The following is a 22,463-nucleotide window of genomic DNA, read 5'->3' on the forward strand; positions in this document are numbered from 1 at the left end:
CTCACAGTCCGGGGCCCATCAGCGACAGCCGCAGGCGGTGATGTCGGCGACCACGCGGTCCAACGCGGCCCGCGCGCCGAGGGTGCCCGTCGTCGACGGGACCCGGTCGGCGACGACCACGTAGGTGAGCAGCCGGCCCTCGGCGGTCGTCGTCGTGCCCGCGAGCGCCGAGGTGCCCGTGAGCGTGCCGGTCTTGGCGCGGGCGACGCCGGCGGCCGAACGGGTGTCGTCGGTGTGGAAGCGGTCGTGCAGGGTCCCCGTGAGGCCCGCGACCGGCAGCTCGGAGAGGACCTGGGTCATCGTCGTGGCCGACCCGGTGATCCCCAGCTGCATGACGTCGGAGATGACGCGGGCCGGGACGACCTGGCCGGAGGAGAGCCCGCAGCTGTCCTTGAGCCTCACCCCCGTGAGGTCGACGCCGGCGCCCTCGAGGGTCGACTGCACCCAGCCGGCGACCTGCGCGAAGGAGGCGCCGGCGCCGTCGGCGACGGCGGTCTGGCGGGCGACGTTCTCGGTGAGGGCGTTGTCGCTGTCGTCGAGCGCGAGCGCGAGCACGTCGCCGAGCGGCGCGGAGTCGACCGCGCCGAGCGCCTCGGCGCCCTGCGGCGCGGGCCGGCGCCAGGTGCTCGCCGAGTCGTCGACGGAGACCTTGACCCCTTCGGCCTTGAGCGCCTTCGCGAAGGCGGTGAGCACCGAGCGCTCCGGGTATCGCGGTGAGGCACGGAAGGGGATCGGGCGCTCCCCCGCCAGCCCGATCATCGTCACGCCCTGCGTGTAGCCGGCGGCGACGTCGGCCATGTCCCAGGTCGGTGCGTAGCGCTCGCCGGCCGCGTACGTGGCGTCGAGGCGAAGGGTGTGGCGCTGCGCCCCCTTCGTCCCGAGCGAGGCGGCCACCTCCTCGGCGAGGTCGGCCAGACCCGCCCGGCCCTCGACCTGGGTCGGGTCGCCGTGGCCGGGCGCGAGCATCGTGTCGCCCGAGGCCACGAGGACGAGCTCGTCGCCCTCGCCCTGCACGACCTCGGTCGTCATGACGCGGCTGAGGTCGGCGCGCTCGGCGACCGCTGCGGCCGTGAGCAGCTTGGCCGTCGAGGCCGGGGTCTGCGCCCGGTCCTCGCCGCGGGCCAGCAGCACCTCGTCGGTGAGGGCGTCGCGCACGACGATGCCGACGCGGGAGCCGAGGGCCTGGTCCTCGAGGTCGGACCGCAGGGCCGTGGCCAGCCCACCCTCGGTGGGGGCGGGCGCCTCGGTGGAGGCGGGGGGCAGGACGGGGTCGACGTCGACCGGCTCGGGGGCCTGCTGCGACACCGGCTCGTCGATCGTGAGGACACCGGGCACCCGGTCGTAGGCATCGGCGGCGCCGTACCCGACGACGAGTGCTGCGACGGAGGTCACGGCGATCAGAGTGCGTCGCACGCGCGGCCCCCTGCGGTGTTGTGGCTGTGGTGGTGGAACACTGGGGCCGAGAATAGTTCACCCATCACGGACAAGAGGTACACCTGTGGAGTTCGACGTCACCATCGAGATCCCGAAGGGCCAGAAGAACAAGTACGAGGTCGACCACGAGACCGGTCGCATCCGCCTCGACCGCATGCTCTTCACCTCCATGGCCTACCCGAGCGACTACGGGTACATCGAGGACAGCCTCGGCGAGGACGGCGACCCGCTCGACGCGCTCGTGCTCCTCGACGAGCCGACCTGGCCCGGCTGCCTCGTGCGCGCCCGGCCGATCGGCATGTTCCACATGCGGGACGAGGCCGGTGGCGACGACAAGATCCTGTGCATCCCGGCGGGCGACCCGCGCAAGGAGCACATCAAGGACCTCGAGGACATCAGCGAGTTCGACCGTCTCGAGATCCAGCACTTCTTCGAGACCTACAAGGACCTCGAGCCCGGCAAGTCCGTCGAGGGCGCCCACTGGGCCGGCCGCGACGAGGCCGAGACGACGATCCTCGAGGCCATCGAGCGCGCCAAGGCCGCCGGCATGACCACCGCCCGGTGGACCATGCCCAGCTCGGGCCACGTCCCCGCGCAGGACATGGGTCACTCCGAGGAGGACATCAAGGCCGCCGCCGCCAAGGCGCGCGAGGAGCTGGCGACGAAGGAGAACCCGCTCACCGACGAGGGCTGAGCTCGCGAGCCAACCCGGCGCGGCCCTGCCGCATCATCCACGCGTGGTTGGCGCGCAGCACCGCAGGCGCGAGGGTCGCCGCCCGGGACCACCGGGCGGCGACCCTCACGTCTTGCTCGAACAGCGCCCGGCTGCCGCCCGGGGCGGTATCGACCGACCACCTCGCCCACCCGACGAGGTCACCGTCGAGGCGGACGCGCAGGCGCCCCCCTTCGTGGTCCTCGGTCTCGCGCAGCAGGAGCAGGTGGAGCGTCAGGGGCAGGAGGCTGCGGATCACCGCGCGCCCGGAGCCGTCGCCGAGCGGCTCGACGGATCTGACCTGGGGCCACCACCGCGAGTAGTGCTCCACGTCGGCGAGGGCCTCGACCACGTCGCCCGGGGGGCCCGGCAGCTCCCAGACGTGCCGGAAGACGAATCGCGGTGAGGTCACGCAGCCATCCTGCCCGCCCGCGGGTTAGCGTGCAGTCGTGCGCTACTACTCCCGTGACGGACTGACCTTCGACGTCGACGACTCCGGCCCCGAGGGCGCCGATCTCGTCGTCCTGCTGCACGGCTGGCCGCAGGACCGCACCTCGTGGCACGCCGTGACGCCGCGCCTCACGGCCGCCGGGCTGCGGGTCATCGCCCCCGACCTGCGCGGCTACTCCCCCGGCGCACGCCCGGGCAACCACCTCGACTACGAGCTCACCGAGATGGTCGACGACGTCGTCGCCCTGCTCGACGAGGTCGGCTGCGAGCGCGCGCACGTCGTCGGGCACGACTGGGGCGGGGCGCTGGCCTGGGCCGTCGCCGCGCGGGCGCCCGAGCGGGTCGAGACGCTCACGGTCCTCTCCACCCCGAGCGGGAGCGGCATGGCGCACGGGTTCCGCCACGGCGACCAGGCCAAGCACAGCCTGTACATGGCCGGCTTCGCGCTGCCGGTCGTCCCGGTCGTGTTCTTCCGGCTCTTCGGCCAGCAGGTCCTCGAGAAGATCGGGATGCCCCGCGAGCGCGCCGCGTACGACGCCAAGCGACTCAAGACCCCGGGCGCGGCCGAGGGCACCTTCGCCTGGTACCGGGCCGCCCTCTCCCCCACCCTCATGTGGCGCAAGCGCAGGGCGAAGGGGGGCCCCCGCCCCAGCGCGCACCGTCGCGTCATCCCGACCGCGTACGTGTGGGGACGCAAGGACGCGGCCTTCGCCGACGCGTCGACCTCCTACACCGCCGAGCAGGTCCGTCGCCGCGCCGGCGACCGGCCGGAGCTGGCGATCACCCGCGAGCTCGACGCCGGGCACTGGCTCATGGAGACCCACCCCGACGTCGTCGCCGACGTCGTCCTGGAGCTCATCGCCACAGCCGGCGAGGTCCCGTCCGACTCGATTACGCCACCCGGCCGCTGATCCGTATACTCGTGCCTCGCGTCCACGGGCGCACGCCGCCTTAGCTCAGTCGGCTAGAGCGTCTCACTCGTAATGAGAAGGTCGTCGGTTCGATTCCGACAGGCGGCTCCACACGAAACCCTCGAGAAATCGGGGGTTTTCGTCATTTCCGGGGCCCGTCCGGTCACGACTGCTCCCCCGTCGCGCGCGGCTTGGTACCCCCCTGGTACCCCCACCCCAAATTCAGCCTCTCGAGACCCGCACGATCGGCCCCCGTTCCGAGGAAGTGCAGGTACCGGTTCGTCGTCGACGCGGACTCGTGCCCCATCCACGCCTGGACGGTCCCGAGGTCGACCCCGCGGGCGAGCCAGAGGCAGGCGGCGGTGTGCCGCAGGTCGTGCAGGCGCCGGCCCCGGCCGGTCTCCTCCCACTTCAGGGTTCGGATGAAGGCGGTGCGGTTGAGCAGTCCGCCCGCGTCGGTCGTGAACAGCGGGTCTCGATCGTTCTTCGCCTGCGCCAGGGCCTCGAGGTGCGGGACGATCCCGTCTGCGACAGGCACCCTGCGCCACCGGCGGCCCTTGGTCGACTTCGTGTCGATGCCCTCGGACCTCGAGCGGCGCACCATCAGGCCGGCCGTCGGCAGCTGGACGACGTCACCGACCGTCATCGCTCGAGCCTCGCCCCAGCGCAGCCCGGTCCAGCCGAGCACGAGGACGATGCTCGCCAACCGTTCGTTCTTCGCGCGGCAGTCCTCGAAGACCTCCCAGAGCTCGTCCTCGGTGAAAGGCCTCATCTCGGCTCGCTCCTCGGAGCCCTTGGGGACCTTGGCCGACGTGACCGGGTTGGTCAGGATCAACTTTTCGCGGACACACCAGCCGAAGAAGGACGACAGGCTGGCCCGGTAGCGGACCACCGATGACTCGACCAGCCCGTCGGCCAGGAGCTTCACGAAGGCGCGGCTCACTTCCCTTTCGGAGATGGCCGACAGATGCAGCGCCAACATGCTGGGCGGGGTCAGTCGCATCAGATCGCCGTCCGCACGATGCGTCTTCACGGCGACCGTGGTCCGGCGGATCTCCAGCCACCGCTTCAACGCCTCCCGCATTCGCTCGCGACCGGCTCGAGGGTCGACACCACCGTCCAAGGCGGCACGTTCCCGAGCCAGCCAGGCCTTGGCCTCGCGCTGGGTGTCGAAGGTGCGACCGGCGATGAAGTCGCGCCCGGACTTCAACTTGGCGTAGTACCGCCCGTTTCTCTTGATGATGGTCATCTCAGGCCGCCGCGTGCTTGAGCCACTTCTGGACGTCGTCCCACAGGTAGCGCGGCATGGTCGGAGACAGCCAGGTCACGCGCGGCCCCTCTCCTCGCTGGCGCCATCTGCACACGGTGGAGGCATCCACCCTTGCCAGTGTGGCCACTTCGGCTGTCGTCAGGTAGATCGGCAGCTCCAGGTCCTGCAGTTCTTTCGTGCTCATCGTCGTGCCCTTTCCCCTTGTCTGGTCACTTCGTCGCTGCTGCGCGGTGCTGTGCGTACTCGCGCGCTCGAGCGGCCGCGGCCGTGGCGATCTCCGCTTCCCCTTCGTTGGCCCAGCCGGCACCGACGAATTCCCAGACGCCGACGACGAGGGTGGCCGATTCTTCGGCTTCCTCCCGGAGGGCTTCCTCGACGGACTTCGGGTCAACGGGCCGGCCGGCTCGTCGGGCGCGCTCGGCCTCGTCGTGCATGACCTGCTGGAACCGAGCGCGCCGGCGGCGAAGGGTTCGGTAGGTGACGCTGTAGCGGCGCGACTTGGACGAGTAGTGCCCGCGGTAGCCGAGCTCCTTGGCCCACTTGCCGATGAGCGCGTAGTGGTCCCGCCCCTCAGCGTCGACCGGGACCTCGAGGACTTCGCCAGCACGTCGACGCTCAGCCCGAAGAATGGCGAGATCGTGCACGTCCTGGCACGTGGTTTGCAGCCGACGCGCGTGCTCCCCATCGGGCACCGACAGTGAAGTGTCCTTGGTCGAGTACTTCGCGAGGTAGGCGGCAACCTGTTCGCCGGTGATGGGCCCGTCCGGGTCATCGGTCCGGCATCCATCACGCACGACACGCACGTCGATCTGACTCCCCCACTTCAGAACCCGCTCGAGGTCCTGCTCTCCGGTCTTGGGTGCGACGACGCGGGTTCGAGCGAAGGCCGCGTGAATGGCGTCGACCATGACGTCGACACCCACGGGACAGGCCGCCCCGATGCCGTCTTCAGCAGGACCATCGAGGCGAAACAGCGCGTGGAAGTGCACCGCTCCTCGAGCCTGCATCTCGGCGGTGCGGCCGTACTGGCGCGAGGCAAACTTCGAGACCTTCGAGACCGGGACGCCCAGGCGCGCGGCGAGTTGGCGGCTGACGTCCTGGACGGCTCGGCGCCACAGCTCGGGTGCGTGGAACTGCCACACGACGTGGCCGAGGTAGTCGTAGCAGTCGTGGCAGATCGGCGAGCCGACGAGGTCGTCGTTCTTGTCGTGGCGTGCTGTGCATGAGAGGGAGCGGCCGTGCTCGCAGGTCTCGCGTCCCCGGGGGTGGCACATGCGGCCCCCGCGGGTGGAGTGGACCGCGCCGAAGGAAGGTGCGGTGACCGTGACGAAGACGAGGGGGTTCTCAGCGACCGCGCCGGGGACGCCCTTTCCGCCCTCGAGGCCGCATCGGATCAACTCGAAGGTGTCGCGCGCATAGACGCGGGAGCACGAGGTGCACACGGACTCGCGCCGGTTGCCGCAGCGGGTCAGCAGGACGCCGGTCGGCGCTTGGTCCGAGGAGAAGGTCGACAGCACTTCACCGGTGGCCTTGTCGACGCTCGAGGAATGCCCGGCCAACCGAATGGGCCGCTGGCAGAAGCCGACTCGGCTAGCAGCCTGGGCGAAGCCCTCGAGGTGACGACGCGACAGCAGCTCTTGGACCGCCTCCAGTGAATGCTCGGTCAGGCCCGAGAGGGCACCGTCGAGGCGTTGGCCGCTGATCATGCCGTCCACCAGCCCAAGAGGTGCAGGACAACCCGCGCGATCGAGAGCACCGCGAAGGCGACAGCAACCCACCGCATCCGTCCCCGGGTGCTTGAGTCCCGCATGGTGTTCACGCCTTGCAGACCGGAATGGCCCGGGCAGCGGAGTCCGGTCCAAGGACCAGCGGCGTGCACATCAGAACTCGCCCACAGCGCCGCGCGCGACCACGCAGTCTTCGCACACGAGATGGTCGACACCCTCGCCGACGACATACGCCCAGCCTTCGCAAAAGGTCGTGGCCGCCGCGATGGCATCCGAACTCGTCGGGAAGATCACCCGCCCGTCCACACGCCGCACGAAGACCGTCTGACACTCGTCGCAGGCAACGGCTGCACCCCGGCCGAGTCCAGAGCGAAGGGGGAGCACCTGCGATGGCGCGACGGCCAGCATCCAGCTCATGCGGTCTCACCCAGCTCGAGGCCAGGAAGGGTCATGTCAGCCCATTCCGCAGGGATGGTGAAAAGCTGCCGCTCGTGCCGCTCGTCGTCGGTGCTGCCTCCCCAGACGCCCCGGTCGTCCCACGTCTGCGCGTAGTCACGGCACATGCGCCGCACCGGGCACTTGTCGCAGACGAGGAGGGCCTTGTCGGTGTCGTCGTGGCCGCGCTCGGGAAACCACCAGTCGGGGTGCGGGTGGCCGACGCAGGCGCCGTGAGTGTTGAGGGTCGCGAGCGTGCGCGTGGCTGCACGGGTTCGATCATTCGGGAGCATCGCGGATTCCTTCCAGTGAAATGACGTTGGCTTCATCGGTCGTGTGCGACGGGCGTCGCGGTGATCTCTTGCGTGGCGTTCGCTGTCTGGGCGGTCGACCCCCTTCGTCGGGCTGTGTGGCGGCCGCCTGGACGAACTGGACTCCTGCCGTGGAGGACTCCTCGAGCGGTGGCACCCAGCGCTTGGCGGCGGGGTAGTGGGCGGCCGTGGCCTTGATCAGGTGATCCGGCCAGTAGTGGGCACGCACCCGGGCCACCGCGCCTTCCTCGGTCACGAGGTAGCCAGCGCCAGGCATGTTCATCGGGATGCGGTGGGCGGGGGCTTCGTCGCTCATGCCCTGCCCGAGGACCATGCGGACCTCGTCGGCGGATGCGAGGCGCAGGGCGATCGTCTGGGTGAAGAGGCCGCGCGCGGGGACGGTCTCCTTCTTGGGGTCCTGGACGAAGGCGACGACGACCACGCCCATGGCCCGGCCCTGCGTGAGGATCTCGGCCAGGAGCCGGTTCCCCTCCTTCTTCACGTCGGCGTCTGCGTAGGCCGTGAGCGCCGCGAGCTCGTCGATGACGAGGACGTGCAAGGGGTCCCCGGGCAGGGCCTCGTGAAGACGGGACTGGCCGACCATGCGGGTGGCCCGCTCGTCGATGATCGTGAGCAGGTCACGCAGGACCGTCAGGGCCTGCTCAGGTCGGTAGGCGGTTCGGTACATGAGCCCGTCGCCCATGGCGATCTCAACCCCGCGCTTGAGGTCGACACCGTGGACGCGCACGGTGTCTTGGGCGATCCATGGAGCCAGGGAGGCGACGGCACCCCAGAGGACGGAGCCCTTGCCGGAGCCGGAGCGACCAGCGACGAGAGTGTGGCGGCCGACGAGCGAGAGACGCCACGGCATCCCGGACTCATCACGGCCGACGTCGACGGGGGTGAGCATGGACCCGACGTCGACCTGTTCCGGTAGATCCGCGACCGTCGACCGAGCGAGGGCGTCGAACATCGTCAGGCGGAGCTCGGCCACGGACGGGGAGACGAGCGACGCACGGTAAGCGGCGGCGCCCACGCCGGCGGCGATCTTCTCAGCCACCGCAACGATTTCCGTCCCGGACTGCCCCCGACGAGCACGGATCCGAGCGATGACGACCCCCCCACGGGACTTCACACGCACGAGCCGCGGGTCGGTCCACCGCACGTCGTCGACGCCGTCCACACGCTCAGACAATCCGCACGACCGAGCCACATCGACGAAGGAGCGGCGAACGTCGCGGCGGCCAATCCACGCAGCGGCCGAGTCGGGCAGGCACGTCGCCCACGCGATGGAGGCGACGAGGACCCCGACAGCGAGCCAGACGACCGCGGTCGAGATCCTGCGGGCGGGCGCTTCCCACCCGGCCAACCAGGAGACGTCCCACGGGCCGACCGGCAGGATCTCGAAGTCACCGATGGACGCCGGGGCTGACTTCGCGACGATGGAGACCACCACAAGGGCGAGCCATGTCGCAGCAAGCCACCCGAGTGCAGGGGTGACCGCCCGCCCCGCCAGCACCAGCCCACGAGCCAGACGGCCGCCCCATGCACCGAGCGTCTTCATCAGGCAGCCGCCGACTCCGCGCGACCGGCACCCGAGGACTTGGACGGCTTACCCGGGGCGGTCATGCTCTTGGCCCGGAAGGACCACGCGAGTTTGGGTCGCACCCCGTTGTCGTCGATCCACGGGGTGAGCGTCAGCCCCTCGAACTCGACGGGCACGAAGGGCAGGTCGCCCGGGTTGGCCGGCGGGACCGGCTGCTGACGAGCGGAGATCTTGACGTTGATCGTCTTCTCGTTCTTGCGGGCCTCGGGGTCGGCGTCGAGCACCGGGACCGTCCAGACCAGCTCCCCCGTCTCCGGGTCAGTCTGCTGCGGTCGGGTCCCATCCGGCCGCGCATCCTGGTTGAAGTCCCCCACCGGCTCGACGTCTCCCACGAGGTAAGCCCCGTTGGGGAAGACCGACCCGAACACCACTTCCATCCTGCGGCTGACAGCCATGATGCACTCCTTGTGTAGTAGGCCTAAACAACTGGTGTGTTTAGAAGCCCTAAGCGATAGGGCGTGAGTTCAAAGTAGGCCCATTCCGAGACCGCGTCAAGACCTTCTAAACTGACCCTGTGGACAACGACCCCTTCGAGTCGGTTCGGCGCGAGCCCGACCCCCTAGAGCGCGCCCGCATGGCCGGCGACCTCATGGCGCTGTACCGACAGCGCGGCTACGACCTTGCCCGTATCCGGCGCGATGCGATCAACGAGGTCGTCTCCCAGCGCGGGGTGACCTTCAGTGCCGTGGGCGCAGAGCTCGGGCTCACAAGGGGCCGAATCTCCCAGATCCGCAAGGACGCGCCAGCCACGGAGCGAGCCTTCTTCGGCGTCGGTCCGATCGACGTCGCCACGCCCACGCGCACCTCAGCAGATCGCCCAGAAGGCGTCATCGCCGTCGAGGATGCGGAGTCTTCGCGCATCATCACGGATCTCCTCCGGGACCTGGCCTTCGAGGTCCGTCCCGTCGCGATTCCCCTCGACGGGTCCTGGGCGCCCCGGCACGAAGCGGTCGCCATCTGCGGCCCGAAGTCGTCGCACGTCTCCGCCGAAATCCTCGAGCAGGACCCAAAGCTGCGATTCCACGAGGTCGATGGCCGGTGGGTGATCGAAGACCGCCAGACCAGCCAGCGATTCGAGTCACCCCTCGACGACGGGGCGAAGGGGGAAGACGTCGCCTACATCGGGCGCGTCACCCGCGCCGGCAAGACGGTCCTGGTCATCGCCGGCGTGCACGCCCTGGGGTCCGTGGGTGCCGCGGCATACCTTGCGGAGAACCTGACGGCGATCCACGATGCGGTAGGGGCCGACGACTTCTCGATGGTCGTGCGGTCCGCGTTCGATGGCCTGACCCCGACGACCAAGGAGGCCGCATGGGGACCGGTGGCCCACCGGTAACCGTCCGAGCAGCCACGCTCGCGGGCGGAGAGAAGAACCAAGACCGCTACGCCTATGGCGATGGGTGGGCCTTCGTGCTCGACGGCGCTTCGTCCTTCGCGACCGAACAACCTGAGCACGACGGCGGCTGGTATGCCGAGCGACTCAAGAACGCCCTCGTGCATGAACTGACGTCGCACGGGGACGACGCGACTGTCGACATCGTGGCACGGGCCATTGAGGCTGCAGCCTCTGCGCACCTAGATCCGAAGACCTGCCCCACGAGCACGATCGCCATGGCTCGGTGGTCGATCGAGACCATGGAGGTTTACGTCCTGGGCGACAGCACCGCGGTGCTCATCAACAGTTGCGGCGAGCAGGAGTTAACGGACTCCCGCCAAAGTGACATCGCCCCCGAGATCCGGGACGAGTACAGATCTCGGCTTGCAAGCGGCCACGGCTTCGACGAACGCCACCGAGAGCTTCTGCAGAAATTGCAGGCTCGCCAAGCATCAGTGCGCAACCAACCGGGCGGCTACTGGATTGCTGGCGCGCACGCTGGCGCCGCCCTTCAGGGCCTGACAGCGCGTTGGCCCGTCACCCACACCGCCGTCCGTGTCGTCCTCGCGACGGACGGCGCAGTAGCCGGTTTCTCCTACGGGTCCTTCGACGGATGGAGATCGCTATCAATGGACAACCTGCAGTCAACCCTGAACGCCGTCCAACGCGCCGAGGCAGAGGACGCCCAGGCTTCACGCTGGCCGAGGTCCAAGCGTCACGACGACAAGACCATGGTCGTTCTGCAGGTGGATCCGCGCCCATCGCGGCCGCTGGCACAGCCTGGGGCTCTAAGGTAACTCCATGGATCTGCGAGAGCTTGGCGGCAGGGAGGCACGCAGCCTCCTTCGGGAAGACGAAGGAACCTTCCTCGACTTCAAGGGCACGGACATCAGCGGCCGGAAGGTCCAGCAGGTTGCCTCTTCGTTTGCGAACTCAGACGGAGGCGAATTCTATGTGGGCATTCGTGACAAAAAGGACGCGTCTGGCGATTCACGCTGGAGCGGCTTCAAGGATCAGGAGTCTGCGAACTTCGTATTCTCTTCACTCACTCGCGAAATCCAGCCCGCCGTTCCATACCAATACGAGTGGCTGATCTGCCCCGAGATTAACGACTCTTTGGTTTTGCGTGTGCAAGTGTTCAAGAGCGACGACGTACACGACACCGCAGACAAGAAGACATACGTGCGCAAAGGTGCGAGTTCAATCCCGATTGACGCCCCCGCACGCACGGCGCTCGAACTTTCCAAGGGAGTTCGCTCGTATGAGAGCCAACTCCTCAAAAGCTACTCGGAGACGGAACTCGTCGCAGAACCAGAACTGAGATCCTATCTCCACGGCATCAATCCGGTCGTTGATGCTCAAAAATTCGTCCGACGAGAGAGGCTTGTCGACCAGGAAACTGGAGCTGTGAAGGTGTCAGCGGCGGTCCTCTTTGCAGATAACCCTTCCGCCATATCTCCACGCAAATGCGCCGTGAAGGTCGTCCGCTACGAGACGAAGGGGGAGAATGCAGAGCGGCGTCATCTCAAGGGGACGCCAATCAGCATCGAGGGACCCGCGATGCAACTCATCGAGGAGAGCCTCCGGACGGTCCAAGACGTCATCCAATCGGTCAACGTCGTCGACACGAAGGGTCGACCCGCGCGGATGAAGTATCCCCCTGACGCACTAAAGGAGATCGTTGTAAACGCCGTCATTCATCGTGACTACAACGTCTCCGACGACATCAAGATCTTTGTCTTCGACAACCGCGTTGAAGTCCATAGCCCAGGACGGCTCCCCGGACACATGACGGTTGACAACCTGTTAGAAACTCGATTCTCAAGAAACCCCGTCATAAATCGCCTCATCAACAAGTACCCCGAACCCCCAAATCAAGACATTGGGGAGGGCCTGCAGACCGTCCTAAGGTCCATGGCAGCCGCAAAGTTGCAGCCTCCAAGTTTCGCCGAGGTGGGGACCCAGTTCGTCGTCACTCTCCCCCACGCACCCCTCAAGCGCCCAGAAGCCCTGGTGCTGGAGTACCTCGAAGACCATGACGAAATCACAAACTCTATCGCCAGAGACATATGCGGGATATCCTCGGAGAACTCCATGAAGGATGTCTTCTACTCCCTAAGGTCAATGGGGCAACTGGAGCGCGTCCCCGGTAAGGGCGGAAACAAGGCCGCATGGAGGAAGCCTCGGCCCAAGCCCAGCCAACGGTGGCAGCCAAAGAGGGTCAGTCGCGCACGTCGCCGTCAGAAGAACAGCCCTATCAAGCGCCGAACTGCGTAAACCCGCGGGGACAAACTTCGCACGTTCCGCCCGAGGCTCCGATCACGACGCTCCCGCCCGCCCAAGCGCCATCAATCGTCCTGAAGATAAACAAGGGCGGCCGCGGCCACGACGCATTCATTTGGCCCTGGGTAGCGGGCATGACGTTCGTATTCATGCCACGCCGCCTCGGTACAGAGAAGCGTTTCCCACCCGGCCCCGCTCGTCGGTTCGTAGTGTTCGACGAGAACGCGAAGGTCCAAGACCCACTCAGTGGAGTACGAAACCACTGCCTTACGGCCAACATTTCCGCGGCGGGCACCCAGCAACCTGATGAACTTGGGCACCGGAGGTGGGGCGACTGGCACCCACATCGAGCCGTCCTCCCGGACCTCGGGATACCTCGGGATGCTCCGCACGGTCATCGCCTCCTCAGCGCGACTGCTGAGCCTTCAGGATGCCGTACCGCACGCCACTCGTGCCGACTCTGCCGCCGACGGCGTCACTGATCCGGCTGGCCGAGACTCCTTCGGAGGCGATCTCGAGGAAGAGCGCGTTGCGCTGCTCCAGGGCAGCAGCCAAGGACGCCTCGAGCTTCTCGACCTCAGCCGAGGCTTCGCGAGCCTGCTTCAGCAGCTTGGCCACGTCACCCTTCGTCATGACCACAGCGTATCGACGCACGTTCTCCCACATCAGGAGTCCTTCCCTGTCAGATCGAGCCCCTTGTCCTTCAGCCAGGGCAGCGGGTCGACAGCTTCTTCGCGCACGCGCACCTCGAGGTGCAGGTGGGCACCGCTGGACTGGCCGGTGTTCCCGACGGCACCGATCGCCTGCCCGGCCTTCACTGACTGGCCGGCCTTCACATCGACGCGGCTCATGTGCGCATACCGGGTCGTGATCCCGCCGCCGTGGTCGATGATGACGAGGTTCCCGTAGCCACCCATCGCGCCGGCGTGGACGACTTTGCCTTGATGCATGGCCGTGATCGGCATCCCTTCGGGCGCCGCGAAGTCAGTGCCCTCGTGCATCCGAGCCACGCCGGTGATCGGGTGCACGCGCATCCCGAAGGGCGAGGACTTCACGAGCCCGTCATTTGGCAGCGGGGCCTTCCACTTCCCGGAGCCCCCGACAGACACTTCGTTGCACAGCCCCGTGTCCCCGCTGGCAGCTTCGACGATGGCGACGGACTGGGCCTCGTGCTTGGCATATGCCTCAGGGAACCCAGAACCCTGGACAGTCTGCGCTGCGACCGTGACCGGGAGCGACGTCCATCCCTTGACGTCGAGCAATCCCGGATTCTTGGTGTGTGCGGCCCGGCCGAAGAAGGCCATCGTGGACTTGTCGACGTCTCGGATCTGCGCTGGCGTGCCCCAGCCCTGGCTTGGCCGCTGCTGGAAGAGGCCCAGCGAGTCGCGGTCTCCGTTGTCGAGGTTGCGCAACGAGCTCTCCTGCAACGCGGTGGCGATGGCGATCACCTGACCCTTGGCAGGGATCTTGAGGCGTTGTGCCACGGCAATGATCTTGGCGGCGTTGCCGGCCTGTTCCTGCGTCAGGATGGTGCCCTTCACGGTTGCGCCCACGCACGTCACCGACGCGCCGGACATCGCTGGTTCCTCCTCCGTCGCAAAGCCACCGCTGACGGCAGCAACCACCATGAGGAGGAAGAACCACGTCCCGACGACGAAGACGACCAAGGCGGCGATGATGGGTCCGCGGAACCGCCACACCAGACGAGACCCGGCAATCCACGGGTCCATTACTGCCCCCTCTCGCTGGTGACCGGCTCGAAGCCGGTGACCCGAAGCCGGCCCTGATCCGTGGCCGACACCGTGACGTCCACCGCAGCCACGTCACCGTGACGAAGGGGGAAGCGCATCACTCCACCCACTTCGGCGGTCTGCTGGACTTCGCCAGGGCCAAAGGTGCCCGAAGGGATGTTGGCCAGCCGGACCGTCTTCAAGCTGCTGTAGAGGTCATCACTGACGACCGGGCGGAGCCTTCCCAGCCAAGCCGCCTTCCCGCCTCGAGTGTTCGGGTAGCGGCTGATGAACGATCGAGCCCTCTTCTGCCAGAGCGAACTACCCCGCCGCCGATCCGTGGAGGGGGTGGCGTCGCCTGCGGCGGCCCGGGTGGAGCTGGACGTGGTCGGGCTCGGCGGGGTCGCCGCTGCTGCGGTAGGCAGCGGGCGGGACTCCGTTCCTGGCTGCATCCGGACGACGACGATGGCGGCCAGGATCGACAGGGCAATGACCGCCGCCCGAAGGGCTTTGCTCTTGCTCATGACGCCTCACCTCGCTCGGTCTCGTCGTGGCCGTTGCTGGCGACGAAACTCTTCGTCGACGCGTCGTAGAAGACCCACCCCGCCTCGTCCGGGTTGCCTAGAGCGTTCTGCTCGAGACCCGCGTCGTCGTAACGTCGGGGCGCAGCCTCGATCACCGTCTCGGCCGGCTCGGCAGAACCGACGGGGACCTCGTCCTCACCCGAGGAGTGCTGGACGATGACGACTGGCGCTGGGGTCTCCCTTCGGTCTCGCTCGGGCTCGCTGCTGCGGTCGCTCGATGTGTCCGCAACGACCACGGACGAGACCACGTCGTGCTGACGGCTCTGTCCGCCCTCGGAATCGGGCACGGACCGATACGTCGGCGCATCCGCGGCCGCCGGAGCCAAGGAGTGTTGCGCTGTCGGTGCGGCCGCGATCTGCGGAGGTTGCTCCGACTCGGGGCTGGCCTCGGTGTCCTCGTCCGTGCGACCTTCCTTCCACTGGTGGGTCGACTTCTCCTTCGGCCCCTCCTCCTCCTTCTCTTCTTCCTCGTCTTCGTCGTCGGTGGCGCTGCGCCCGATGGCCGTGCCGGCGGCGATGGTGAGGACCGTCTTGGCGACGCTGATGACACCCGATGCCTGCGAGCTGTCTGCTCCTGGCATGTTCAGTGAGGTGAAGCGGGTGAGGGCCCGCACGGGGTGGAGCACGATCCAGCCGACGAGCGTCAGGACGGCAATGCACAGGCATTGCCAGCCGAAGGCCAGTTCGTCGGTCTGCGTGATGTACGTAGCCAAGGAGATGTAGACCGCGGCCCCGAGACCGAAGATCACCGTGTTGAGGACGACAGCGACGAGCTTGCGCGCCACCGAGCGGGCGACGGACGGCATCATCGCCATCACCGTGCCGAGCATCGGCCCCAGGATCACGGTGAAACGCCAGTAGAGGAAGCACAGCAGCAGCAAGACGAAGGCGATGAAGGGCAGAGAGAACGCCGTCGGGGCAACGAGCGAGCCGCCCAAGGCGAGCCCCATCCGCTGCCCGAAGTTCGAGTTGGTCAGGGTGTCGTAGGCACCCGGGTCTTCCTTCTTGATCTTGCCGGCGACGTCCTTGAAGTCCTTCTTCTTCTGCTCGTAGATCTTCTTCCCCGCGCCGCTGGGGTCGCGGTTGATCTCTGCCTTCTCGGCGTAGGTAAGGGTGCGGGCCGCATACAGCTCGTAGCCATACTTCTGCGCCACCGCGGAGTCGTCCGATCCGAGTTGCCCGCGAAGCCAGACGTCCCAGACGAGCGACTTGTAGAGCGAGCCGACGAAGACGGTCCCCGGCTGCTCCCGGTCCGCATCCGAAGGCAGTTCGTCCTTGCCGTTGATGATGTTGTTCTGGCCCACGAGGACGACGCTCGAGACCGTGTCGTCGGCCGCCTTCGACGCCTTGATCGGCCACCCGACGGTCAGGCCGACAACGCACAGGCCGATGAGGACGAAGGCCAGGACACGCAGCGTCTGGCTGACCTGACGTCGAGCCGCCAAGACCAGGGCGGACAGCGCAGCTACGAGCACGAAGAGCGGCATCAGCGGCTCGGTGAACGCCTGGGCCATAGCCGTCGACGTGTGCTGCAAGACCGGGTCGAGGAAGTCCAGCCAATCGGGGTTGCCGAAGGCATTGCCAGCCGAGACGGTGACGGCTGCTGCAAGCACCGCAGGGAGGAAGAGCGTCGAGGCGATGCCGTCGGTGACCTCAGCCGGCTTGTCGGTGACGTCGCCCGTCCCGAAGTCGCAGTCGTCGTCGAAGGTGAACCACGACAAGCCAGCGACGCCGTAGTTCTGCAGGAGGCTCGCCCCGGATGTCGGCTCGACGGTCTTCGGCGGGCTCTTGGGTGCAGGAAGTACCCATCCCCCGAGACCGTCTGTCGGGGACTCGGCCACCGGGACCGTCTCGCAGCCGAAGGGGTCAGGGGCCGCAGCTGCGGGCGAGGCGCCCCAGACGAGGAGCCCGAGGACGCCGACGATGAGGGTCACGAGGCCTCGCGTTGCCGTGCGCATCAGACCCACTCCAGTTCGCTGGCGGTCCCGCCCAGGGCACGGCGCTCCTGCCCCTTCGGGCGGGTGTCGAGCAGTTCCCACAGCCCCGGCAGCAGGTCCCGGTTCACGCGGAAGCGCCCCACCTTGCCGTTGATCCGAGCGACAAAGTCGCGGTACTCGGCGCTTTCTGGCGTGCCCTCCGGGGATCGAAGATTGCCGAGGGTCCGCTCGTACCCCACGCCGGTCTTGACGCCGATCAGGCGAAGGGCGTCCTCCTGCTGGTCCGGGTCGTCCAGGGCGCCGATGAAGGCGTCGCTGATGAGTGCCTTCGAGGCCGACTGTGCCGACAGTGCGGTGTGGCGGTCCTGCGAGCTGGTGACGATGCGCGCGTTCCACTTGCGGCTGTCGCGCTCGAGTCGGGCGAAGAGGTTGCGCCCGGACGCCCATTCGGAGAGGCGGTGCGCCTCGTCGAGACCGACGAACTTTCGCTCGTTCATCCCGCCCGAGTAGATCCGCGAAGAGGCGAACTGCGCCGCGAGATTGAGCACCGCCACGGACAACCGCTCGTCCACGGACCACGACGAGCGTTCCGTCTCCTGCTTCGGCAGGCCCATACCCGGAAGGGTGATGACGAGGAGCCGCGAAGACGACTGCTCCTGCGCGCCCGGGTTGAAGAACAGCCGCGTCCGCGGGTGGTCCATCATCTGGTGCAGGCTCTCGTAGAGCGTGCGAGCCATGTCCTCGGGGAAGAGGCCGCGGTCGGCCAGGAGCTCGACGACGTCGGCGAGGGATGCGTCCTGCCGACTGGTCTGCTGAGCCAGCGCCCGGGAAAGCAGGACTTCCGTCATTGCGCCGGACATGACGCCCTCGGGGAGGATGCTGCGCATCGCATCCAGAGCCAGTGCGGTGCGCTCCATGCGTGCGACCTGCTGCGCATCGCGCCACTTCTGCTCGAGGTACTCGCCTCGTTCCCGCCGAGTGACGATCGCGCGAAGCTTCTCCTGGACTGCGTCGTCGGCCTCGACCGATTCGAGCGAGGGGTCGACGACGACGCCGAAGGGGGACAACGTCCCCTCGGCAGCGTCGAGCAGGTTCAGCGAGCTGGAGACGGACGCGATCGGCTCCCACTTGGTGATCCTGGCCAGCGGCCCGGACGGGTCGAAGATCGTCGTTGAGACGTTCGACAAGGTTTCGAGCGCGGCGAGTAGACCCATGAGCGTGGACTTGCCACCGCCCAGCCCGGAGACAAGAGGCGTCAGGCCGGAGCGGGAGAAGCGCTCCATGCCCTGGTGCATGTCCCAGATAAAGGGATGCCCACCGGCGCCCACAGTCGAGCCGATCAGGTGGCCCTCTCGATTCGCCGAGACGGCTCGAGATGTTCGGCAGTCCAGCCGCATAGGTGATGACCGGCATGTGCCGCAGGTGGGCGGTCGTGGAGATGCCTTCTCCCGGCACGAACTCGCGATAGGCACCCTCGACGTTCCGCATGAACTTCAGGTCGATGCGCTCGGCCTCGTAGTGCTTGATCAGGCCCTGCGCACGCTCGAGCGCCTGCTTGCTCGTCGGCGCAGCGACGGCGAACCGCACGTAGGCGTAGACGCGAGTGGCCTCGGTTCCGTAGCCCTCTTCCATCTCGTGCTTCATGGCGCGGGCGGCCTTGTGGGCCTGCCCGAGCATCGGCGGTTCCATGCGGGAGTCGACCCGCTGGAACTGGTCCTTCTGGTCGTGGATGAGCTGAAGTCGCTTCTCGACGTCCTTGGCCGCTCCACGGCCATCGCGCACGACGAAGTGCGAGGACATCTCGAAACCACCGAAGCGCCGCGCGTACGCAGCCCAGGGCGGGGAGGTCTCTGGGATCGAGCGATCCTCCATGCGAGCCATGGAGAGCACAGCCACGTGCGTTTCGACGGGGTCGACGGTCTTGGACCGGTCGGGCGAGCCCACGAGTCGGAGCGTGCGCGAGCCGACCGAGCCAGGGTGCACCTCGACCTGATCCATGACGCCAGCGAGGTCGAAGACGTCCACCGGCTCCGCGCCCGCGACCCACGAGGGAGAGGGGTTCGGCAGGCCGAGGCCACGCGACCTCGACACGAGCCACTCCACCTCACGCTGGGTGGCCGGGCGACCGATGGACTCCATGAGCGCATCGAGATTCTCGATGTCACCGCTCAGCCGATCCGAGGCCCGTCCGGCCCGGTCGCCCTTGCCGAGTCCGGCGAGGAACCGCGACACCGTCGACTCGTTGCCGACAGACACACCCCACAGGACCGGTGTCGCCGAGAGCGACCTCGACGCAAGGACCCGCTGGCCGCCCGTGAGGTACCGACGCCACGCGTCCTCGTCGACCGGGCTCGGTGTCCCCGCGTCGAGGGCAGCGGCCCACATCGACGCTGCGAAGGGCATCGACGACACCCGCTCGTGCACGCTGCGACCGGCGAGGCCGGCCAGGACGCGGCCGGCGTTGTGGATGTGCGCTTCGCGCTGGTCCGTCGAGAGAAACTCCCAGTCGACCTCGCGCAGGACATACCACGCGCGGACCTCGCCCCGTGCGGTCGTGACGTGCCCAGAGATGCCGGTCAGCTGCCAGTCGTAGGACTTCGGGAGCGAGGTGTCGAGCCCCTCCCCCTTCGCCCGCTTGTTGTTTGCCCGGCCAAGCTTCATCGCAGGCCACCCACCTTCGCGTTGTAGTCCAGGCGGTCGCGGCGGAACCGCCGCCGCGCCTCGACCTCGGACCGCATGATCCGGACCCACGCCCCGAAGGGGACTTCACCGGTGACGAAGTCGGCGAGGATCCATGCGCCGATCCCGCCGAAGACCGCTCCAGAGACGCCCGCGAGGAACCACCCCAGCGGTGAGAACACGAGCGCTAGCACCGGAGCCAACGCCAAAAAGATGAAGACGGCCACGTATCGCGGGTGCATCGGGATCTCGATCCCGTCCACCTCGACCAACCGCCCCTGAAACCGCCACACGCGGTCGTCCGTCGTCAGTCGCACGGCAGCCCACCTCAGAAGTTGAAGATGGCCGAGACCATGTCGCGGCCCGTCGAGGTGCCGACGAGGCCGGCTAGCCCGACGATGAGGAAGACGATCAGCACGCCGCCGAGCGTCGAGAGCAGGTCACGCACGCCGGACTTCTTGGTGCCGAAGGCGAAGAGGGCGACGAGGCCCACCGCGATGATGCCGATGCCCAGGAGTCCAAAGAGCTCGTCCTTGAGGCCACCGGTGTTGACGATGTCTGCCGGCAGCGCGGCCGGCAGGGAGGAGAGGTTGAAACCCATCATGTTGAACACCCCTTGCTGATTGGTTGTCGGGACGATCGCCCAACAACAACGGTACGCAGCGCACAGTGCACTACGCATCTTTCGCGAGCAGGTTGGTGTCCGACAACGCGGCGCCCCCTGCCCGCACACTCAGCACACCAGACACGGGCTGGAGTTGCAGGCGGCTATCCACAGCCCCTTACGGGCAGCACGTCAAGCACCCAGAGTCCCGAGCGTGATGGCTTCTGAGCCAGACTGCTACTGAGCCAAGGTTTCTGGGCCGCGATCTGGGTGCCGCCGGCAAGCAGTCGCACCCGGCCCGGAACCTGACGTCACCGAGTCGGGCCCACCTATCCAGCCTCTGGCGCCGCGTGACTTGTCGGTGAACGAGATAGTCTCATTCATCGATATTGGTCGTTTGGCGTAGGCCGATCCATCCTGCGGTCGCCGCAGCGAGGAGGAGGGTGGCGCCGAGGTAGTAGACGGCGCGGATACCAAGCGTGTCGGCGAGCAGCCCGCCGGCTAGCAGGGACATGAGCCGACCGGACTGCCACAGCATGTCGAAGCCGGCGAACACTCTGCCACGCAGTTTCTCCGGGGTCTCGGTCTGGAGCAGGGAGTTGAAGGTCACGGCACCCGTGGAGGTGCCAATGCCATAGGCGAGTAGGGCGCTCATGGCGGCGACGAGGCCGGTCACGGTGGCGAGTACTGCATCGACGGCGGCCCGCAGGACGAAGGGTCCGAGGACGTAGACCGGGTGGCGCGGGTCGTCGGTCAGTCGGGACAACAGCAACGGGCCGAGGGCCGCACCAACCCCGATCGCGCCCAGTAGCAGCCCATAGTCACTAGGGCGCAGGGCCAAGTGCGCTCGAGCCAGCACGACGAGCAGAGCACCCGTGGCCCCCGCGGACAGCGCCGCCAAGAACTGGCCAGCGGCCAGGGCCCGCAGCAGCCGGTGCCCGGCCATGGCCGCAATCCCGGCGGTGGCATCGGCGTACCACGAGGTGCGCGTAGCCACCGCTGGCGCGGCAGGGATGGTCAGGCGTCGCAGGGCCAGCGCGGACAGCAGGTAGCTTACGGCGTTGATCCAGAACGCCCAGGTGTAGCCGAAGCTGACAACCACGATCCCAGCGAGGGGCGCGAGTACGACCTGCGAGATGACCGCGGCGGTCCACAGCCCGCTGTTGGCGGCGACCAGGTCCCGTTCGCGCACAATCGCGGGGAGAACGGACTGCGCGGCGGGGTTGAAGAACACCGCCGCCGCCGACAGGCCGACCGCGACTGCGTACACCGCGGCCACGTGCCCTTGGACGAAGGGCAGCGCGAAGGCCAACCCGGCGCGCATCAGGTCGGCGCCGATCATCACCGGGATCCGCGGCAGCCGGTCGACCACTGCGCCGGCGATCGGAGCCAACATGAGCACCGGGATGATCTCCGCGATCACCACGCCCGAGACGCCCAAGCCCGAACCGGTTAGGGAGTAGACAAGCAGAACCAGTGCGACAGTGTTGAACGCGTCTCCCCACTGCGAGACCGTCCGCGCCACCCACAGCCGCCGGTACCGCGCCTGCCGCAGCAGCGCTGTCACCGTTGTCCGCCTCGCCACTGTGGCCCCTTGCCCTCTCTGCTTCGTACCGCAGTCGCCGCTCATGCCCGCTGTCCGGTTCGAACTCGCGTAAGACACCCGAGCTCACGTAAGACACACTGGGGGTTCCAGTTAAGGGCAAGGTCAAGTCGAGGAAGTCGAGCACGTGGGGAGGCGGCAATGCTGATCGGAGAACTAGCTGCGGTGAGTGGCACGACGGCGAAGACGATCCGCTTCTATGAGGCCAACGCCCTGCTCCCCCGAGCCGCGCGTACTGCCAACGGCTACCGAAACTTCACCCCGGAGAGCATCGCCCGCCTGGACTTCATCCGCCGCGGGCGCGCCGCCGGTCTCGCCCTGGCGCAGATCCGCGAGGTCCTCCGGATCCGAGACGCCGGCGATGTCCCGTGCCAGCACGTCCAGGGCCTGCTCGCGGAGAGGCTGGCCGGCTTAGATGCTCAAATCACCGCCCTGCAGGACCTCCGTGACACGGTGTCCCAGTTGCACGACAGCGTTGCCGCGGGACCCGACCGCAGCGACTCCGTTCGAGTTTGCCGCTTCCTGTGACGGCACCGGTGCCCACCCGTGGCACGCCCGCAAGAGGAATGTCACCACACACCCATCACTGGCTGAGAATCGAACTCAGTAAGCCGAGCACCGTCCGCTCCCTCAAATCCAGCGGAGGGTGCCGTTAATCTGCAGGTCGCAGGCGCTGGAGAAGCGTCCCGGCCTTGCGTATGTGATCGTCGCCGTCGGCTTGCGGTGACGAAATCACGGGCCCTTGTCCCGCCTAATGATCCGCCGTACATCGTCTCTAGTCGAATGGTGGCGAGTGGTCGAAGGAGATCGGG

Annotated in this window: 23 protein-coding genes and 1 tRNA gene; 7 read left to right on the top strand and 17 right to left on the bottom strand. The window is 67.7% G+C overall.

Annotated features, from left to right (window positions below; genetic code table 11):
- Positions 1-18: 18 nt before the first annotated feature.
- On the bottom strand, positions 19-1,413 hold the full coding sequence (dacB, locus tag V3C34_RS16550) for a D-alanyl-D-alanine carboxypeptidase/D-alanyl-D-alanine endopeptidase (protein ID WP_068321216.1): 1,395 nt from the start codon (positions 1,411-1,413) through the stop codon (positions 19-21).
- Positions 1,414-1,498: 85 nt separating this feature from the next.
- Here dacB and V3C34_RS16555 point away from each other — a divergent pair, with 85 nt between their 5' ends.
- Positions 1,499-2,128, top strand: coding sequence for an inorganic diphosphatase (locus tag V3C34_RS16555; protein ID WP_346007681.1), 630 nt, complete (start codon positions 1,499-1,501; stop codon positions 2,126-2,128).
- On the opposite strand, the gene V3C34_RS16560 is transcribed toward V3C34_RS16555, so the two are convergent.
- Positions 2,112-2,558: an SRPBCC family protein gene (locus V3C34_RS16560; RefSeq protein ID WP_068321210.1), complete on the bottom strand. Its 447-nt coding sequence runs from the start codon at positions 2,556-2,558 to the stop codon at positions 2,112-2,114. The genes V3C34_RS16555 and V3C34_RS16560 overlap by 17 nt on opposite strands.
- Before the next feature lie 37 nt (positions 2,559-2,595).
- Here V3C34_RS16560 and V3C34_RS16565 point away from each other — a divergent pair, with 37 nt between their 5' ends.
- Positions 2,596-3,507, top strand: a complete 912-nt coding sequence (locus tag V3C34_RS16565; protein ID WP_346007682.1) for an alpha/beta fold hydrolase — start codon at positions 2,596-2,598, stop codon at positions 3,505-3,507.
- A 34-nt stretch (positions 3,508-3,541) separates the two neighbouring features.
- A tRNA-Thr gene (locus V3C34_RS16570) sits at positions 3,542-3,618 on the top strand.
- A gap of 52 nt (positions 3,619-3,670) precedes the next feature.
- Here V3C34_RS16570 and V3C34_RS16575 read toward each other — a convergent pair.
- The 7 genes from V3C34_RS16575 to V3C34_RS16605 all read right to left on the bottom strand — a co-directional run bounded on the left by V3C34_RS16575 (position 3,671) and on the right by V3C34_RS16605 (position 9,251).
- Positions 3,671-4,756, bottom strand: a complete 1,086-nt coding sequence (locus V3C34_RS16575) for a tyrosine-type recombinase/integrase (protein WP_346007683.1) — start codon at positions 4,754-4,756, stop codon at positions 3,671-3,673.
- Between the two features lies 1 nt (position 4,757).
- Complete coding sequence (locus tag V3C34_RS16580) at positions 4,758-4,961, bottom strand: hypothetical protein (protein ID WP_346007684.1); 204 nt, start codon at positions 4,959-4,961, stop codon at positions 4,758-4,760.
- A 25-nt stretch (positions 4,962-4,986) separates the two neighbouring features.
- On the bottom strand, positions 4,987-6,483 hold the full coding sequence (locus V3C34_RS16585; RefSeq protein WP_346008574.1) for a replication initiator: 1,497 nt from the start codon (positions 6,481-6,483) through the stop codon (positions 4,987-4,989).
- A 174-nt stretch (positions 6,484-6,657) separates the two neighbouring features.
- A complete protein-coding gene (locus V3C34_RS16590) occupies positions 6,658-6,921 on the bottom strand; it encodes a hypothetical protein (RefSeq protein WP_007930008.1) in 264 nt (87 codons plus the stop codon).
- Positions 6,918-7,232: a WhiB family transcriptional regulator gene (locus V3C34_RS16595; RefSeq protein ID WP_346007685.1), complete on the bottom strand. Its 315-nt coding sequence runs from the start codon at positions 7,230-7,232 to the stop codon at positions 6,918-6,920. Before V3C34_RS16595 ends, V3C34_RS16590 begins: the two co-directional genes overlap by 4 nt.
- Positions 7,219-8,814, bottom strand: a complete 1,596-nt coding sequence (locus V3C34_RS16600; protein WP_346007686.1) for an FtsK/SpoIIIE domain-containing protein — start codon at positions 8,812-8,814, stop codon at positions 7,219-7,221. Before V3C34_RS16600 ends, V3C34_RS16595 begins: the two co-directional genes overlap by 14 nt.
- The gene (locus V3C34_RS16605; protein WP_346007687.1) at positions 8,814-9,251 is read right to left on the bottom strand and encodes a plasmid replication, integration and excision activator; all 438 of its coding nucleotides are present in this window, start codon (positions 9,249-9,251) and stop codon (positions 8,814-8,816) included. Before V3C34_RS16605 ends, V3C34_RS16600 begins: the two co-directional genes overlap by 1 nt.
- 119 nt (positions 9,252-9,370) lie before the next feature.
- Between V3C34_RS16605 and V3C34_RS16610 the strand changes: the two genes are divergently transcribed.
- Genes V3C34_RS16610 through V3C34_RS16620 form a run of 3 tightly spaced genes read left to right on the top strand, consistent with a single transcriptional unit; the run spans position 9,371 to position 12,508 of the window.
- Positions 9,371-10,192, top strand: a complete 822-nt coding sequence (locus V3C34_RS16610) for a hypothetical protein (RefSeq protein WP_346007688.1) — start codon at positions 9,371-9,373, stop codon at positions 10,190-10,192.
- A complete protein-coding gene (locus V3C34_RS16615; protein ID WP_346007689.1) occupies positions 10,168-11,028 on the top strand; it encodes a hypothetical protein in 861 nt (286 codons plus the stop codon). Before V3C34_RS16610 ends, V3C34_RS16615 begins: the two co-directional genes overlap by 25 nt.
- A 4-nt stretch (positions 11,029-11,032) precedes the next feature.
- Positions 11,033-12,508, top strand: a complete 1,476-nt coding sequence (locus tag V3C34_RS16620; RefSeq protein ID WP_346007690.1) for an ATP-binding protein — start codon at positions 11,033-11,035, stop codon at positions 12,506-12,508.
- Positions 12,509-12,919: 411 nt separating this feature from the next.
- Here the strand turns inward: V3C34_RS16620 and V3C34_RS16625 are convergent, their stop codons facing one another.
- The 8 genes from V3C34_RS16625 to V3C34_RS16660 all read right to left on the bottom strand — a co-directional run bounded on the left by V3C34_RS16625 (position 12,920) and on the right by V3C34_RS16660 (position 21,615).
- Entirely contained in the window at positions 12,920-13,147 is a 228-nt protein-coding gene (locus V3C34_RS16625) for a hypothetical protein (RefSeq protein ID WP_346007691.1), read from the bottom strand.
- A 32-nt stretch (positions 13,148-13,179) separates the two neighbouring features.
- Positions 13,180-14,244, bottom strand: a complete 1,065-nt coding sequence (locus tag V3C34_RS16630; protein ID WP_346007692.1) for a M23 family metallopeptidase — start codon at positions 14,242-14,244, stop codon at positions 13,180-13,182.
- The gene (locus V3C34_RS16635; RefSeq protein ID WP_346007693.1) at positions 14,244-14,768 is read right to left on the bottom strand and encodes a hypothetical protein; all 525 of its coding nucleotides are present in this window, start codon (positions 14,766-14,768) and stop codon (positions 14,244-14,246) included. The genes V3C34_RS16630 and V3C34_RS16635 overlap by 1 nt, the downstream gene beginning before the upstream one ends.
- Positions 14,765-16,762 (bottom strand): hypothetical protein, encoded by a 1,998-nt coding sequence (locus V3C34_RS16640; RefSeq protein WP_346007694.1) that lies wholly within the window; start codon positions 16,760-16,762, stop codon positions 14,765-14,767. The genes V3C34_RS16635 and V3C34_RS16640 overlap by 4 nt, the downstream gene beginning before the upstream one ends.
- Before the next feature lie 23 nt (positions 16,763-16,785).
- Positions 16,786-18,048, bottom strand: coding sequence for an ATP-binding protein (locus V3C34_RS16645; RefSeq protein ID WP_346007695.1), 1,263 nt, complete (start codon positions 18,046-18,048; stop codon positions 16,786-16,788).
- 1,374 nt (positions 18,049-19,422) lie between these two features.
- Positions 19,423-19,761 (bottom strand): hypothetical protein, encoded by a 339-nt coding sequence (locus V3C34_RS16650; protein ID WP_346007696.1) that lies wholly within the window; start codon positions 19,759-19,761, stop codon positions 19,423-19,425.
- 11 nt (positions 19,762-19,772) lie between these two features.
- Positions 19,773-20,048 (bottom strand): hypothetical protein, encoded by a 276-nt coding sequence (locus V3C34_RS16655; protein WP_346007697.1) that lies wholly within the window; start codon positions 20,046-20,048, stop codon positions 19,773-19,775.
- A 376-nt stretch (positions 20,049-20,424) separates the two neighbouring features.
- Complete coding sequence (locus V3C34_RS16660; RefSeq protein ID WP_068326513.1) at positions 20,425-21,615, bottom strand: MFS transporter; 1,191 nt, start codon at positions 21,613-21,615, stop codon at positions 20,425-20,427.
- A gap of 177 nt (positions 21,616-21,792) precedes the next feature.
- Between V3C34_RS16660 and V3C34_RS16665 the strand changes: the two genes are divergently transcribed.
- Entirely contained in the window at positions 21,793-22,179 is a 387-nt protein-coding gene (locus tag V3C34_RS16665) for a heavy metal-responsive transcriptional regulator (protein ID WP_068326516.1), read from the top strand.
- Positions 22,180-22,463 lie beyond the last annotated feature (284 nt).

Origin of the sequence: Janibacter terrae (assembly GCF_039636765.1) — a bacterium.
Classification (GTDB): Bacteria; Actinomycetota; Actinomycetes; order Actinomycetales; family Dermatophilaceae; genus Janibacter; species Janibacter terrae.

Coding starts and splice junctions, on each gene's coding strand:
- V3C34_RS16575 (WP_346007683.1), bottom strand. CDS start 4,756: ATGACCATCATCAAGAGAAACGGGCGGTACTACGCCAAGTTGAAGTCC.
- V3C34_RS16580 (WP_346007684.1), bottom strand. CDS start 4,961: ATGAGCACGAAAGAACTGCAGGACCTGGAGCTGCCGATCTACCTGACG.
- V3C34_RS16585 (WP_346008574.1), bottom strand. CDS start 6,483: ATGATCAGCGGCCAACGCCTCGACGGTGCCCTCTCGGGCCTGACCGAG.
- V3C34_RS16590 (WP_007930008.1), bottom strand. CDS start 6,921: ATGAGCTGGATGCTGGCCGTCGCGCCATCGCAGGTGCTCCCCCTTCGC.
- V3C34_RS16595 (WP_346007685.1), bottom strand. CDS start 7,232: ATGCTCCCGAATGATCGAACCCGTGCAGCCACGCGCACGCTCGCGACC.
- V3C34_RS16600 (WP_346007686.1), bottom strand. CDS start 8,814: ATGAAGACGCTCGGTGCATGGGGCGGCCGTCTGGCTCGTGGGCTGGTG.
- V3C34_RS16605 (WP_346007687.1), bottom strand. CDS start 9,251: ATGGCTGTCAGCCGCAGGATGGAAGTGGTGTTCGGGTCGGTCTTCCCC.
- V3C34_RS16615 (WP_346007689.1), top strand. CDS start 10,168: ATGGGGACCGGTGGCCCACCGGTAACCGTCCGAGCAGCCACGCTCGCG.
- V3C34_RS16620 (WP_346007690.1), top strand. CDS start 11,033: ATGGATCTGCGAGAGCTTGGCGGCAGGGAGGCACGCAGCCTCCTTCGG.
- V3C34_RS16625 (WP_346007691.1), bottom strand. CDS start 13,147: ATGACGAAGGGTGACGTGGCCAAGCTGCTGAAGCAGGCTCGCGAAGCC.
- V3C34_RS16630 (WP_346007692.1), bottom strand. CDS start 14,244: ATGGACCCGTGGATTGCCGGGTCTCGTCTGGTGTGGCGGTTCCGCGGA.
- V3C34_RS16635 (WP_346007693.1), bottom strand. CDS start 14,768: ATGAGCAAGAGCAAAGCCCTTCGGGCGGCGGTCATTGCCCTGTCGATC.
- V3C34_RS16645 (WP_346007695.1), bottom strand. CDS start 18,048: ATGGAGCGCTTCTCCCGCTCCGGCCTGACGCCTCTTGTCTCCGGGCTG.
- V3C34_RS16655 (WP_346007697.1), bottom strand. CDS start 20,048: ATGATGGGTTTCAACCTCTCCTCCCTGCCGGCCGCGCTGCCGGCAGAC.
- V3C34_RS16665 (WP_068326516.1), top strand. CDS start 21,793: ATGCTGATCGGAGAACTAGCTGCGGTGAGTGGCACGACGGCGAAGACG.